The 13,087-nt window shown below is 68.2% G+C and carries 15 protein-coding genes; 5 read left to right on the forward strand and 10 right to left on the reverse strand.

What is annotated here, in order from left to right:
• The first annotated feature begins 3 nt into the window (after positions 1-3).
• Entirely contained in the window at positions 4-648 is a 645-nt protein-coding gene (locus YWM_RS0121045; protein ID WP_028852342.1) for a response regulator transcription factor, read from the forward strand.
• Here the strand turns inward: YWM_RS0121045 and YWM_RS0121050 are convergent.
• The 7 genes from YWM_RS0121050 to YWM_RS0121080 form a co-directional block, all read right to left on the reverse strand.
• The gene (locus tag YWM_RS0121050) at positions 626-1,537 is read right to left on the reverse strand and encodes an amidohydrolase family protein (RefSeq protein WP_028852343.1); all 912 of its coding nucleotides are present in this window, start codon (positions 1,535-1,537) and stop codon (positions 626-628) included. The genes YWM_RS0121045 and YWM_RS0121050 overlap by 23 nt on opposite strands.
• Positions 1,534-2,019, reverse strand: coding sequence for an SsrA-binding protein SmpB (smpB, locus tag YWM_RS0121055; RefSeq protein ID WP_028852344.1), 486 nt, complete (start codon positions 2,017-2,019; stop codon positions 1,534-1,536). Before smpB ends, YWM_RS0121050 begins: the two co-directional genes overlap by 4 nt.
• 29 nt (positions 2,020-2,048) lie before the next feature.
• Positions 2,049-2,954, reverse strand: a complete 906-nt coding sequence (gene ftsX / locus YWM_RS0121060) for a permease-like cell division protein FtsX (RefSeq protein ID WP_028852345.1) — start codon at positions 2,952-2,954, stop codon at positions 2,049-2,051.
• A 49-nt stretch (positions 2,955-3,003) separates the two neighbouring features.
• Complete coding sequence (gene ftsE, locus YWM_RS0121065) at positions 3,004-3,693, reverse strand: cell division ATP-binding protein FtsE (RefSeq protein ID WP_028852346.1); 690 nt, start codon at positions 3,691-3,693, stop codon at positions 3,004-3,006.
• Between the two features lie 403 nt (positions 3,694-4,096).
• Positions 4,097-5,209 carry a peptide chain release factor 2 gene (prfB, locus tag YWM_RS0121070; protein WP_028852347.1) on the reverse strand — a complete coding sequence of 371 codons (1,113 nt, stop codon included), beginning with the start codon at positions 5,207-5,209 and terminating at the stop codon, positions 4,097-4,099.
• 11 nt (positions 5,210-5,220) lie between these two features.
• On the reverse strand, positions 5,221-5,730 hold the full coding sequence (locus YWM_RS0121075; RefSeq protein ID WP_043662147.1) for a PadR family transcriptional regulator: 510 nt from the start codon (positions 5,728-5,730) through the stop codon (positions 5,221-5,223).
• Between the two features lie 94 nt (positions 5,731-5,824).
• Complete coding sequence (locus YWM_RS0121080) at positions 5,825-6,682, reverse strand: SDR family oxidoreductase (protein WP_156914883.1); 858 nt, start codon at positions 6,680-6,682, stop codon at positions 5,825-5,827.
• A gap of 72 nt (positions 6,683-6,754) precedes the next feature.
• Between YWM_RS0121080 and YWM_RS0121085 the strand changes: the two genes are divergently transcribed.
• Positions 6,755-7,189, forward strand: a complete 435-nt coding sequence (locus YWM_RS0121085; protein ID WP_028852350.1) for a YbaB/EbfC family nucleoid-associated protein — start codon at positions 6,755-6,757, stop codon at positions 7,187-7,189.
• Between the two features lie 4 nt (positions 7,190-7,193).
• Here the strand turns inward: YWM_RS0121085 and YWM_RS27120 are convergent, their stop codons facing one another.
• The 3 genes from YWM_RS27120 to YWM_RS0121095 form a co-directional block, all read right to left on the reverse strand.
• Complete coding sequence (locus YWM_RS27120) at positions 7,194-7,694, reverse strand: DUF5753 domain-containing protein (RefSeq protein WP_342664960.1); 501 nt, start codon at positions 7,692-7,694, stop codon at positions 7,194-7,196.
• A gap of 3 nt (positions 7,695-7,697) precedes the next feature.
• Complete coding sequence (locus YWM_RS27125) at positions 7,698-8,114, reverse strand: helix-turn-helix domain-containing protein (protein ID WP_342664961.1); 417 nt, start codon at positions 8,112-8,114, stop codon at positions 7,698-7,700.
• 87 nt (positions 8,115-8,201) lie between these two features.
• Positions 8,202-8,429, reverse strand: coding sequence for a DUF397 domain-containing protein (locus tag YWM_RS0121095; protein WP_028852351.1), 228 nt, complete (start codon positions 8,427-8,429; stop codon positions 8,202-8,204).
• A gap of 163 nt (positions 8,430-8,592) precedes the next feature.
• Between YWM_RS0121095 and YWM_RS0121100 the strand changes: the two genes are divergently transcribed.
• The 3 genes from YWM_RS0121100 to YWM_RS0121115 all read left to right on the forward strand — a co-directional run bounded on the left by YWM_RS0121100 (position 8,593) and on the right by YWM_RS0121115 (position 13,046).
• A complete protein-coding gene (locus tag YWM_RS0121100) occupies positions 8,593-9,456 on the forward strand; it encodes an SAM-dependent methyltransferase (protein ID WP_028852352.1) in 864 nt (287 codons plus the stop codon).
• A 64-nt stretch (positions 9,457-9,520) separates the two neighbouring features.
• A complete protein-coding gene (locus tag YWM_RS0121105) occupies positions 9,521-10,405 on the forward strand; it encodes an alpha/beta fold hydrolase (protein WP_028852353.1) in 885 nt (294 codons plus the stop codon).
• A gap of 346 nt (positions 10,406-10,751) precedes the next feature.
• Positions 10,752-13,046, forward strand: a complete 2,295-nt coding sequence (locus YWM_RS0121115; protein ID WP_084612584.1) for a glycoside hydrolase family 3 N-terminal domain-containing protein — start codon at positions 10,752-10,754, stop codon at positions 13,044-13,046.
• Positions 13,047-13,087: the final 41 nt, after the last annotated feature.

The raw sequence follows: 13,087 nt of genomic DNA on the forward strand, positions 1-13,087 counted from the left end.
AGCATGCGGGTCGTGATCGCCGAAGACGCCGCCTTGCTGCGCGAGGGAGTCCAGCGGCTGCTTGCCGATGCCGGAATCGAGACCGTGGCCGCGGTGGACGACGGGGAGAAGTTCCTGGCCGCCGTGCAGCAACACCAGCCGGATCTGGCGGTGGTGGACGTGCGCATGCCACCGACGCACACCGACGAAGGTCTGCGCGCGGCGCTCAAGGCCCGCGAGCTGATTCCCGGCCTGCCGGTGCTGGTGCTTTCCCAGTACGTCGAGGAGCGCTATGCGGTGGAGCTGATCTCCGGTGGCACCGGGGGCGTGGGCTACCTGCTCAAGGAACGGGTGGCCGACGTGGAGGAATTCATCGACGCCGTCCGGCGCGTGGGCCGGGGCGGCACGGTGTTCGACCAGGAGGTGATCGCGCAGCTCATGACTCGTGGTCGCCGCAATCCCCTGGATCAGCTCACCCCGCGCGAACGCGACGTGCTGGAACTGATGGCGCAAGGGCTGTCGAACTCCGCCATCGCCACCAAACTGGTCGTCTCGCACGGCGCGGTGGAGAAGCACATCGGCAACATCTTCGCCAAGCTCGGGCTGGACGGCTCGAGCGACGAGCACCGCCGGGTGCGGGCCGTGCTCACCTACCTCGAGCGTCGTTGAGCAGCGCCTTCGGCGTCTCGTACAGCACCGCGCGGAGGAACTGCTCCCCCAGGCGCTCGTCTGCCGCGGCCCACTGGGCGATCGCCCGCAGCTGCGTCGCGTACGGGTAGGGAATGTTCGGGAAGTCCGTGCCCAGCGCGACTCGATGCGGAACGTCCGCCAGCCGCGCGACCCAGTCGGGCGGCAACGGCGAGAGCCGTTCGGCGAACGGCGTGCCCACCATCGTGGTGTCGAGATAGGTGTTCGGGAAGCGGTCGAGAAGGTCGAGCGCCGCGCCGAACTCCGGCATGCCTGCGTGCGCCAGCACAGCGGTCAGCCGCGGGTGCTCGGCGAGCACCTCGGCGAAGACGTCCAACCCCGTGAACTCACCACGGACCGGCCCATGGCCACAGTGCACGACGACCGGGATGCCTGCGTCGGTCAGCATGCCCCACACGGCCTCGAGTTGGGGATCACGCGGGTCGAAGGCACCGACCTGGACGTGCACCTTGACGCAGCGCACCCCGGCCCGCAGCGCCTGTTCGACATACTCGGCCGCGTCCGGCTCAGGGTAGACGGTCGCGGTCGGCACCGCGTCCGGCTCTCTCGCGGCGAACTCGCGCGCCCATTCGTTGAGCCACTTGGCCATGCCCGGCTTGTGCGGGTACACCAGGGGGGCGAACTGCTCGACGCCGAGCTTGCGCAGGATGTCCAGCCTGCGCTCCTCGGTCTCCCGGTACCACACCGGCCAGGCCGTGCCGTAGTGCCGCTCGGCGTCGTCGAAGAACGCCCACACCTTGCGCATGACCCGCTGCGGCAGGAAATGCACGTGGATGTCGACCAACCCGGGCAGCCCGAGATCGCGCACCCAGGTGGCGACCACCCCGTCTGAACCAGGCCCGAAACTCACCGTCGCCCGTACCGTCCCTTGGCCGCCCTGCCCAGCGCCCTGGCCACTTCGCGCCGGGCGTCCCGCTTGGCGAGGTCCTGCCGCTTGTCGTAGGCCCGCTTACCGCGTGCCAGCGCCAACTCCACCTTGACCTTGCCGTCGGAGAAGTACAGCGAGAGCGGCACCAGGGACAGGCCGCCCTCCTTGGTCTTGCCGATCAGCTTCTCGATCTCCCGCTTGTGCAGCAGCAGCTTGCGGTGGCGCCGCACCTCGTGGTTGGTCCAGGTGCCGTAGGTGTATTCCGGGATGTGCACGTTGCGCAGCCACACCTCGCCGTCGTCGACGGTGGCGAATGCGTCGGCCAACGACACCTTCCCGGCCCGCAGGCTCTTCACCTCGGTGCCGACCAGCACGATCCCCGCCTCGTAGGTGTCCAGGATCGAGTAGTTGTGCCGCGCCTTGCGGTTGGTCACGATGACCTTGCGACCACGTTCCTTCGGCATTGCTCCAGCCTAATGATGCGCGCGAGCCGTTAATGCCGGACGTACAGCCGCAGCGTCACGTAGCCGACCAGCGCGGAGATCACCATCGAGGTGACCACCAAGATCGGCGCCACCACTACCCCGGTGTAGAGCGCGTCGGGGAACCGCAGCAGGCCCTGCACCTGTTCCTCGAACGTGTCGGGCACGAACAACGGCGGGATGATCAACAGTGCGGCGATCGCGATCACCGCACCGATCAGCCCGGCGAACATCGCCTCGAGCAGGAACGGTAGCTGGGTGTACCAGCGCGTGGCGCCGACCAGCCGCATGATGCTGACCTCGGTACGCCTGGTGAACGCCGACACCTGGATCATGTTCGCGATCAGCAGCAGCGCGGCGATCAACAGCACCACCGAGATCACGAACGCGCCGTTGCGGAACAGGTTGAGGCCTTCCACCAGCCGGTCGACGTCCTCACCGCCGTCGTGGATCTTGTCCACACCCGGCTGGTTCTGGAACTCCTGCACGATGGCCTGGGACCGCTTCGGGTCGACCAGCCGCACGTCCAGCGACGCGGGCAGCGCGGTCGGCGAGAGCAGCTCGAGCATCTCCGGGTCCTCCCGGAACAGCTCCCTCGCCTTGGCCACCGCCTCCTTCTGACTGGTGAACACCACGTCGTCGACCGCGGGGTGCTCCTGCAACGCGCGCAACAGCGCGTCGCACTGCTGGTGCGCGGTGCACTGCTCGGCGTTGCGGCTGATGTCCTTGTTCAGGAAGACCCGCACCTCGAGGTCGTCGATGAAGTTCTGTTCGGTGCGGTTCACCGTCTCGCTGAACAGCAGCCCGGCGCCGAACATCATCAGCGAGATGGCCGTGGTGAGAATCATCGCGATGGTCATCGTGACGTTCCGGCGCAGGCCGGTGACGACCTCGCTGAAGACGAACTGGGCGCGCATCTGACGAACTGTCCTTGCGTCGGGGGTCAGGGGTTGTCGGTGGGCGGGGCTACAGGTCTACGCCGTACACGCCGCGGGCATCGTCTCGTACCACGCGACCGAGATCGAGTTCGACCACGCGACGGCGCATCGAGTCCACGATCGTCTGGTCGTGGGTGGCCATGACGACCGTGGTACCGGTGCGGTTGATCCGTTCCAGCAGCAGCATGATGTCCTGGCTGGTGTCCGGGTCCAGGTTCCCGGTCGGCTCGTCGGCCAGCAGCACCAACGGCCGGTTGACGAACGCGCGGGCGATGGCCACCCGCTGCTGCTCGCCACCGGACAGCTCGTTGGGCATGCGGTCCGCCTTGCCTTCCAACCCGACGAGCTCGAGCACCTCCGGCACCACCTTGCGGATGGTGTGCGCGGGCTTGCCGATGACCTCCAGCGCAAAGGCCACGTTCTCGAACACCGTCTTGTTGTTCAGCAGCCGGAAGTCCTGGAACACGCAGCCGATGGTCTGCCGCAGCCGGGGGACTCTGCGCCTGGCCAGTTTGACCACGTCGTAGTTGGAGACGAACACCCTGCCCTTGGTCGGCACTTCTTCGCGCAGCAGCAGCCGCAGGAAGGTGGACTTACCGGAACCGGACGGTCCGATGATGAAGACGAACTCGCCCTTGTCGATGTCCACGGAGACCGAATCCAGGGCAGGCCTGGACGAGGTCTTGTAGAGCTTGGTCACGTTCTCCAGCCGGATCACAACGTGGAAGCCTACGCCATCCGGGTGTTAAGGCGAGGTTGCCACCGCGTCCCCGGGTGTCGCGCTTCACGCCACCCCACCTTGGGGTGAACGAGCCCACAGTGTCGGCCCGCACGACGCCGAGGAGGGTCGGAAGATCCACACAGCGGGAGCGCGTGGGATGGCGGCCGGCGAAGGGGGCGAACGAGCGGAAGAGCCGGGCGCGAACCGTCAGCGGTCGCGGGGGCCGACAAGCCGGGCGCGGGCCGTGAGCGGTCGCGGGGTGAGGCGAGCGGGACGCGAGGCCGACAGCGGTCGCCGGGTGAGGCGAGCCGGGCGCGAGGCCGACAGCGGTCGCCGGGTGAGGCGAGCGGGACGCGGAGACCGCAGCCGTCGGAGCGAGCAGGGCCTGGAAGGCCGAGTGCTACTCCGCGGCCGCTGCGCTCTTCTTGCGCCAGCGGATACCCGCTTCCAGGAAACCGTCCAGGTCGCCGTCCAGTACCGCCGCCGGATTGCCGACCTCGTGCTCGGTACGCAGGTCCTTGACCATCTGGTACGGGTGCAGCACGTACGAGCGCATCTGGTTGCCCCAGCTGGACCCGGAGTCCTTCAGCGCGTCGAGCTCCGCGCGCGCTTCCTCCTGGCGCCGTTGCAGCAACTTCGCCTGCAACACCTTCATGGCGGCGATCTTGTTCTGCAGCTGCGACTTCTCGTTCTGGCACGACACCACGATGCCGGTCGGCAAGTGGGTCAGCCGGACCGCCGAGTCGGTGGTGTTCACGCTCTGCCCGCCGGGGCCGGACGACCGGAACACGTCGACCCGGATGTCCTTCTCCGGGATCTCGATGTGGTCGACCTCCTCGACCTCGGGCAGCACCTCGACGTGCGCGAACGAGGTCTGCCGCCGGTTCTGGTTGTCGAACGGCGAGATGCGCACCAGCCGGTGCGTGCCCTGCTCGACCGACAACGTGCCGTAGACGTACGGCGCGGAGACCTTGAACGTGGCCGACTTGATGCCCGCCTCCTCGGCGTAGGAGACGTCGTACACCTCCGTCGGGTAGCTGTGCCGCTCCGACCAGCGCAGATACATGCGCATCAGCATCTCCGCCCAGTCGGCGGCATCCACTCCGCCCGCTTCGGCGCGGATCGTCACCACGGCGTTGCGGTCGTCGTACGGGCCGTCCAGCAGGGTGCGGATCTCCAGCCCGGCCACGTCCTTGGCCAGCTGGCGCAGCTCCTGCTCGGCCTCGGCCAGGCTGCCGGCATCGCCTTCGTCCTGCGCGAGCTCGTAGAGCACCTCGAGGTCGTCGAACCGCTGCCGCAGGTCGGTGACCTGACGCAGCTCGGCCTGCTTGCGGGACAACGCGCTGGTCACCTGCTGCGCCCGCTCCTGGTCGTCCCACAGCGTCGGGCTGGACGCCTCGCGCTCCAGATCAGCCACCGCGGCCCGCAACGCGTCGAGGTCCATCACGGCCTCGACCTGGGTCAGCTTGCCCGCGATGTCCTTGAGCTCGGCTTCGAAGTCGATACCACTCACAACGCACCAGGTTACCGGGGCGGGTCGGAGCTGAGTGCGTCCACCAGCTTGAGCGCCGCGGTGGCGTGCGCCTGGGCGAACGCGGCCACCGCGCGCGCGGTCTCGTCGCCGGCCGTTCGTGCCGTCCTGGCCGCGGACCTGGCCTCGGCGAGGGCCTCCTGGTAGTGCAGGCGAATCTCCTCGATCAGCGCGGTCCGCTGCCGTTCGGTCAACCGGTCGGCGTTGATCAACCGCAGCAGCATGGTGCTGCGCACGTGATCCGCCCCGGAGGCGGACTTGAGCCACTGCTTGAACGCGCTGCGGCCGGCCGGGGTGATCACGTACTGCTGGCTGGCTCGCGCACCCCGCTTGCCCGGGCGCACCAGTCCCGCGTTGGCCAGCTGCGGTAGCTCCCGGTAGACCTGGCTACGAGTGACGCTGAAGAAGGCGCCGTATCGCTTCCGGGCGGCCGCTACCAACTCGCCGCCCGTTGCCGGGCCGTCGTGCAGCAGTCCGAGCACGGCGGCGGAGGTGGCGTTCAGGTCGGTCACGAGATCACCGTGCCACCGGTCACCGGCTCTGTCCACACCACGAAAGTGCCTGGCAGTCCTCTCCGGGGGTCCACAGTGGAGGGACTCAGCGGTAGTCGGCGACCCACTCCTCGCTGCGCCGCCACAACTCCGCGGCCAACTCACGCGTCGCGTACTTGCTGGGTTCCTTCGCCGCGCAGTCGTCGTAGTAGCCACCGGTCTCCGTGGCCAACTCCGGCGCGGTGGCGCAGTACACCGAGGTCGCCGCGCCTTCCTCGGTCGAGCGCATGAACAGCTTGATGAGCGGCCGGATCGGCCACGGCACCCCACGCCACACGTCGGACGCGACCGCGCCCGGATGGACCGCGTAGGTGGTCACACCCGTGCCCTCGAGTCGCCTGGCCAGCTCCTGGGTGAACAACACGTTCGCCAGCTTGGACACCGCGTACTCGGGCAGACCGGTACGGCTGGCGGTCGGCTTGCGCACCGCCTCGAAGTCGATTCCACGGGCGTTGAAGTGCACCGTGCTCGCCACGGTGACCACGCGGGCGGGCGCGCTCTCGACGAGCTTGTCCCGCAGCAGCTCGGTCAACAAGAAGTGGCCGACGTGGTTGATGCCGAACGCCAGCTCGAATCCGCTTGCCGTGCTGCCTCGCCGGCCGCCGACGCCGGCATTGTTGAGCAGGACGTGCAGCGGCTTGCGCTCGGCGAGGAACGTCTGCGCGCACTCCCGTACCGACTCGAGATCCCCCAGGTCGAGCTGGAGGTAGTGCGGCTTACGGCCGGTCGCCTCGGTGATCTCCTCGACCACCGGACGAGTTCGTTCCGCGGTCCGGCAGGCCAGGTAGAGCTCGGCGCCTTGTTCGGCGAGCTGCATCGCGGTCGCGCGGCCGATCCCGGTGTTGGCGCCGGTGATCAGCACGACGCGGCCGGTCATGTCGGTGCGGGAAACGCCGTCGGTCACGCCCACGTCACTCCTTGCTGTCCTAAGCTGGCGGACATCCAGCCTAGGCGGGACTCAAGGGGCACGGCGGCGATGACCACGGCGAGCGAACGCGAGCAGCAGATCGACGAGTGGGCGGCTCGCCTCGAACAGCGCCAGCGCGCGTACCGCGAGCTTGCCACGGACATGACCACGGTGTCGGTGACGGGCGAATCGCCGCGCGGCATCGTCCGGGTCACCACCGATCATGCCGGCCTGGTCACCGACATCCAGATCCGTGACGGGCACCGGCACGTCACCGGGCACGAGCTGGCGACGGAGATCATGACCGCGATGCGCCGCGCGCAAGCCAGTGCGCAAGAACAGGTGCTGGATCTGGTTCACGAGCACATGCCGGACGACCAGGAGGCGGCGGAGTCGGTGGCCGAGCAGTACCGCCGCCGGTTCGCCGCCGAACGGGCGCCGGCGCGTACGGCCACCCGACCGGAGTCCGACGACGAAGGCTTCGGCAGCGTCTTCGAGGACTAGGCCGTCACAGCTCCTGCAGCATCTCCGACAGCAGCTGCCGCGTCCGGCGCGGGTCGAGCGCCTGCACCGACACCCGGTCCATCACCGCGAGGTAGCGCTCGAGGTCCTGCCGCTTGTCCAGGTACAGCGCGCTGGTCAGCTGCTCGAGATACACCACGTCCGGCAGCTCGGACTCGGGGAACCGCAGAATCGAGAACGGCCCACCGGAGGCCGCGTGCCCGCCGACCGAGAACGGCAGCACCTGCACCGTCACGTTGGACCGCTTGGATATTTCCAGCAGGTGCTCGATCTGTCCGCGCTGCACCGCGACGCCACCGATCGGCCTGCGCAGCACGGCCTCGTCGATCACTGCCCACAAGTTCGTCGGGTCGTCCTTCCGGTCCAGGATCTGCTGCCTGCGCATGCGCAGCGCGAGGCGCTCCTCGACCTCTTCGGCGTCCTCGTTGGCGTACTCCATCCGGATCACCGCGCGGGCGTACTCCGGCGTCTGCAGCAGTCCGGGCACGAACTACGCCTCGTAACATCGAATGATCTTGGCGGCCTGCTCGAGCCCGATGTAGGTCTCGAACCACGACGGCAGCCACTCGTCGTAACGATGCCACCAGCCGCGCTCGTTGGCCCGCTTGGCCAGCTCGAGGAAGGCCTCCTGCTGCTGCGGGTCGGTGACCCCGTACAACTCCAGCAGGTCGCGGACGTCGCGCTGCTTGAACCCGACGCGGCCACACTCCAGCCTGCTGATCTTGGAGTGCGAGCCGCGAATGGCCTCGCCTGCTTCCTCGCGGGAGATGCCCGCGGCTTCCCGCAACCTCCGCAGCTGCCCGCCGAGCGCGATGCGCAGGACGGTGGGGCCACCGCCCGCAGCCGCCAGTGACACCGGTTCGGCACCACGTGCTTCGCTGTGATCGTCCGGTTGGGCGAGAATCATGAACACGACCCCTTATCCAGATCGCACACAGTGTGCCATGATCCCCCGCTTACCCGGCAACCCACACCGAATGGTGCTGAACTCGGGTCACACAATCAGGTCGTCGAACTCCCCGTCCTTCACGCCCTGGATGAACGCGGCAATCTCCGCCTTCGTGTAGAACAACACCGGCCCGTCCTGGTGGCGCGAATTGCGCACGGCGATCTCGCCTTCGCTCGTCGGGGCCACTTCCACACAGTTCCCGCTCGGGTTGCTGCGCGAGCTCTTCCGCCAGGCCAGGCCGTCCACTGCGGCACGGTTCGATTGCTCCGGCATGGTCAACTCCTTCCCACCGACATGCCATTGCGGATGCACTTGCATTTGTAGTTGATCTTGCGATCGTAACAGTCCACAATGGCAGCCTCGAAGAAGAATCCTCTTCTCGACTAAGGTCATCACCGCATCGGACGCAGCTGCAGTTCGGGGGACAACGGCGCAGATGACGACGCAACAACATGCGGACACTCCGATCCCGTTCGACCGGCCGACGGCCGCGCGCGCCTACGGCTGGCTGTTGGGGAGCAAGGACAACTTTGCCATCGACCGGGAGTTCGCACTCAAAACGCTGGAGGCCTTCCCGGAGGCGTTGGACGTCGCCCGCCAGAACCGGCAGTTCCTCTACCGCGCAGTGCGCTTCCTGACCGAGGAGGCCGGCATCGAACAGTTCATCGACCTCGGTTGCGGGCTGCCGACGAACCAGAACGTGCACCAGGTCGCGCAACGGTTCAACCCGCGGGCCCGCGTCGTCTACGTGGACAACGACCCGATCGTGCTGGCACACGGCCGCGCCCTGCTGGCGGACAACGACGCCACCACGGTCATCACCGCCGATTTCCGCGAGCCCGAGGCGGTGCTGGAGCATCCGGACACCAAGCGCCTGATCGACTTCTCCCGGCCGGTGGCCATCCTGTTCCTGTCCATCGGCCACCACCTCAAGGACGTCGACGACGTAGGCAAGGGCGCTCACTACGCGCTGCGACACATCATCGACGACCTCGCGGTGTCCGGCAGCTACCTGGCGGTGACCCAGGTCGCGTCGGACGACCCGGCCGTCGGCGCGAAGATGAGTGAGTCGTTCAACGCGGCAGGCATCCCGTGGCAGACCCGCACGCCCGCCGAGTTCGCCAAGCTGATGGAAGGACTCGAACCGGTGGAGCCGGGCCTGGTGAACATCAGGGACTGGCGCCCGGATCCGAATCAGCCGCCGCTCGACCCGGTGCCGCCGCAGCTGGAGCCGTATGAGGGCGCCGCGAAGCGGAACCTGCAGATTTACGAGTACGGCGGTGTCCTGCGCAAGCCGTAGTTGACTGACGACGCGGCAGGCTGCTGCGAACAGTCGTTCACATAGGCCGCTACTGTGTGGCCTTATGGCGACGCATTCGGTGACCATCGACGCAGGTGACGTCCGGCTCGCGGCCGACGCGTTCGGCGACCCACAACACCCACCGGTGGTCCTGCTGCACGGCGGCGGGCAAACCCGGCACTCCTGGCGCGAAACCGGCAGGCAACTCAGCGCGGCAGGCTGGCACGTGCTGGCGGTCGATCTGCGCGGGCACGGGGAGAGCGAGTGGTCGCCCGACGGCGTCTACAACCTGGACCGCTTCGCCGCGGACGTGTCGGCGATCGTCGATCACGTCGGCAGGCAACCGGTGCTGGTGGGCGCGTCCCTGGGTGGACTGTCCGCGCTGGCGGCGCTGGGCGACTGGCCGCAGCTGGCACTCGGCCTGGTTCTGGTGGACGTCTCGCCGTTCCTGCAACCGGAAGGGACGACCCGGATCCGGGAGTTCATGACCGCCAATCCCGACGGGTTCGCCTCGCTGGAGGAGGTCGCGGACGCCATCGCGCGCTACCTTCCGCACCGCCCGCGGCCACGCAAACTGGACGGACTCCGGAAGAACCTGCGCCAGGTCGACGGGCGCTATTACTGGCACTGGGATCCGCGTTTCTTGGCCGGCCCGGACGACTGGCCGGTGCAACGGGACACCTTGCACGACCCGGCCAGGCTCGGCGCGGCGGCTCGCACCCTGCGCGTTCCGACGCTGCTGATCAGGGGCGGCCAGTCCGATGTGTTGAGCATGGACGACGCGCGGCACTTCCTGCGCCTGGTGCCGCACGCCGAGTTCTGCAACATCGACGACGCGCACCACATGGTGGCGGGAGACGACAACAGTACGTTCGACGCGGCCATGATCGACTTCCTGGAGCGGCGGATCCGCTCGCGGTTGGCCTTGATCGAACCCAAGTCCGGGTGAGCGAGCACCGCGGGAAGTTCGTCACGTCACGGCCTGACGACGGCCTCGACGGCCGGCCGACGAGAATCAAGGACGACGACCCGGCACCGAGCACGTCGGAACCGACGAGCACCGCGCTCCGCTTCTGAGTAGCGGTCACCGCCGCCTGTTTCACCCGCCCGGCGCAACCAGCGAGCGAAGCTTGCCCGTTTCGTCCCGCATGCTCGGGCCAGCTGGGCAGTCTTGTGGGTGAACCGTGCGACCGCGATTGCCCCGCGCGCGCGGAATTTCTAGCGTCCCTGGCAATTTCTCAGCGTGCCTTCCACCCCGCGACCAGCGGGATGGATTCGAAAACGAAGGGACACCCATGCGTTTTCCCCACGGGTCCGGCCGCAGGCGGTGGCGGTCACCCCTTGCCCTGATCATCGGTTTCGCCGCCACGGCCACCGTGCTCACCGGGCCGATCAGCTCGGCAAGCGCGCCGCCGGTCTACCAGGACAGCAGCAAACCGATCGCAGCCAGGGTCGCCGACCTGCTCGGCCGGATGAACACCGAGGAGAAGGCGGGTCAGCTGCAGCAGATCGCGGTCGCCCGGATGCAGGGCGACTGCCAGTGGAGCGGCGGCGAGCTGAACACCGAGTGCATGAAGGAGGTTCTCGCCGACCAGCACGCCGGTTCCGTCCTGTCCGGTGGCGGCATGACGCCCGCGAAGAACACGCCCAAGGAGTGGGCGAAGCTGACCAACGCGATCCAGCGCTACGCCATCAAGAACTCGCGGCTGGGCATCCCGATCATCTACGGCGTCGACGCGGTGCACGGTCACAACAACGTGCTCGGCGCGACCATGTTCCAGCAGCAGATCGGCCTCGGGGCGACATGGAACCCGAAGCTGGTCGGTGACGTCGCCCGCGCCACGCAGCGCGCAACTGCTGCGACGGGCACGGTGTGGAACTTCTCCCCCGTCGCCGACATCGCCCGGGATCACCGCTGGGGCCGCTACTACGAGACGTACTCGGAGGACCCGCTGCTGGCCGGCGACCTGGCCGCGAGCACAGTCAAGGGCACCGAGGACGGCACGAGCGGCCGCCAGGTCGCCGCGACGGTGAAGCACTTCGCCGGCTACTCGCAGCCGCTCAACGGCCACGACCGCGTCCCGGGCGACATGTCGCTGCGCTACCTGCAGGACACCATCCTGCCTGCCTACAAGAAGGCGGTCGACGCGGGCGCCGACACCGTCATGGTCAACTCCGGCGCGATCAACGGCGTCCCGGCGCACACCTCGAAGTACCTGCTCACCGACGTGCTGCGCAAACAGTGGGGTTTCGACGGTGTGGTGATCAGCGACTGGGACGACGTGGAGTACCTGGTCACCAAGTACCGGGCCGCCGCCGACTACACCGAGGCGGTCGCCAAGGTGATCAACGCTGGGGTCGACGTCGCGATGCTCCCGCCGGACGACCGGGAGTTCCACCCGGCCCTGATGTCCGCGATCAAGAAGGGGCTGATCTCGCGCAAGCGGTTGAACGAGGCGGCGGGCCGCGTGCTGGCGCTGAAGTTCAAGCTCGGCCTGTTCGACGACCCCTACGTCGACCCGGCCAAGGCGGACAAGATCGTCCTCGGCGCGGACAAGAAGCTGGCCCGCAAGGCCGCTGCCGAGTCCGCCGTACTGCTGCGCAACGAGAACAACGCACTGCCGCTGACCAACTCCGACCGCAAGATCGTGGTGACCGGCCCCAGCGCGAACAACCTGCCCAACCAGCTGGGCGGCTGGTCCATCGGCTGGCAGGGCGTGCCCGAAGGTGTCGAGGTTCCGGGTACGACGGTGGCGCAGGGCCTGAAGAAGAACGCCCCGGCGGGCACCAAGGTCGACTACGTCGCCGATCCGGACAAGGCCGTCCAGCAGGGCAAGGGCGCCGACGCGGTGGTCGTGGTGGTCGGCGAGAAGCCGGGCGCGGAAGGCGAGTCCGACGCGCCACGTCCCGCGCTGGCCGCCGACCAGCAGAAGTTGGTGCAGCGGCTGAAGGCCACCGGGACTCCGGTGATCGAGGTCGTGCTGGCCGGGCGTCCGCTGGTGCTCGGCAAGGCGGCCGACCCGGACGCGCTGCTGATGGGCTGGTTGCCGGGCACCGAGGGCGGGCATGCGATCGCCGACGTGCTGTTCGGCAAGGTCAACCCGAGCGGCAGGCTGCCGGTGTCGTGGCCGAAGTCGCTGGGCAACGACCCGCTGCACTACCAGCAGCTGCCCGGCCCGAACTCCGGTCCGGAGTCCAGTTACCACGTCGCCTACCCGTTCGGCGCCGGTCTGTCGTACACCACGTTCGAAACCGGCCGGCCGAAGCTGAGCGACACCGTGGTGGGGCCGAAGCGCACGTTGACCGTCACCGTGCCGGTGAGCAACACCGGTAAGCGCGACGGCGTGCTGGTGGTTCCGGTGTACGCGGCTCGGCCGTCCAGCGACGTGCTGTTCCCGGACAAGCAGCTGGTCGGCTACACCCGGGTGGCGCTGAAGGCGGGCCAGAGCAAGCAGGTCGAGGTCGAGGTCCCGGTTTCTCGCCTGGCGGTGACCTCCGGTGACATCACCGGCCAGGGCCCGAAGAAGGTGGCCCCTGGCGCCTATCAGATCGTGGTCGGCGAGAAGAAGGCCGACTTCACGGTGCGGTAGGACCGCTCGACCGATGCCAGCGGCCCGCCGAGAAACACCTC

It is taken from the genome of Thermocrispum municipale DSM 44069 (assembly GCF_000427825.1).
Classification (GTDB): Bacteria; Actinomycetota; Actinomycetes; order Mycobacteriales; family Pseudonocardiaceae; genus Thermocrispum; species Thermocrispum municipale.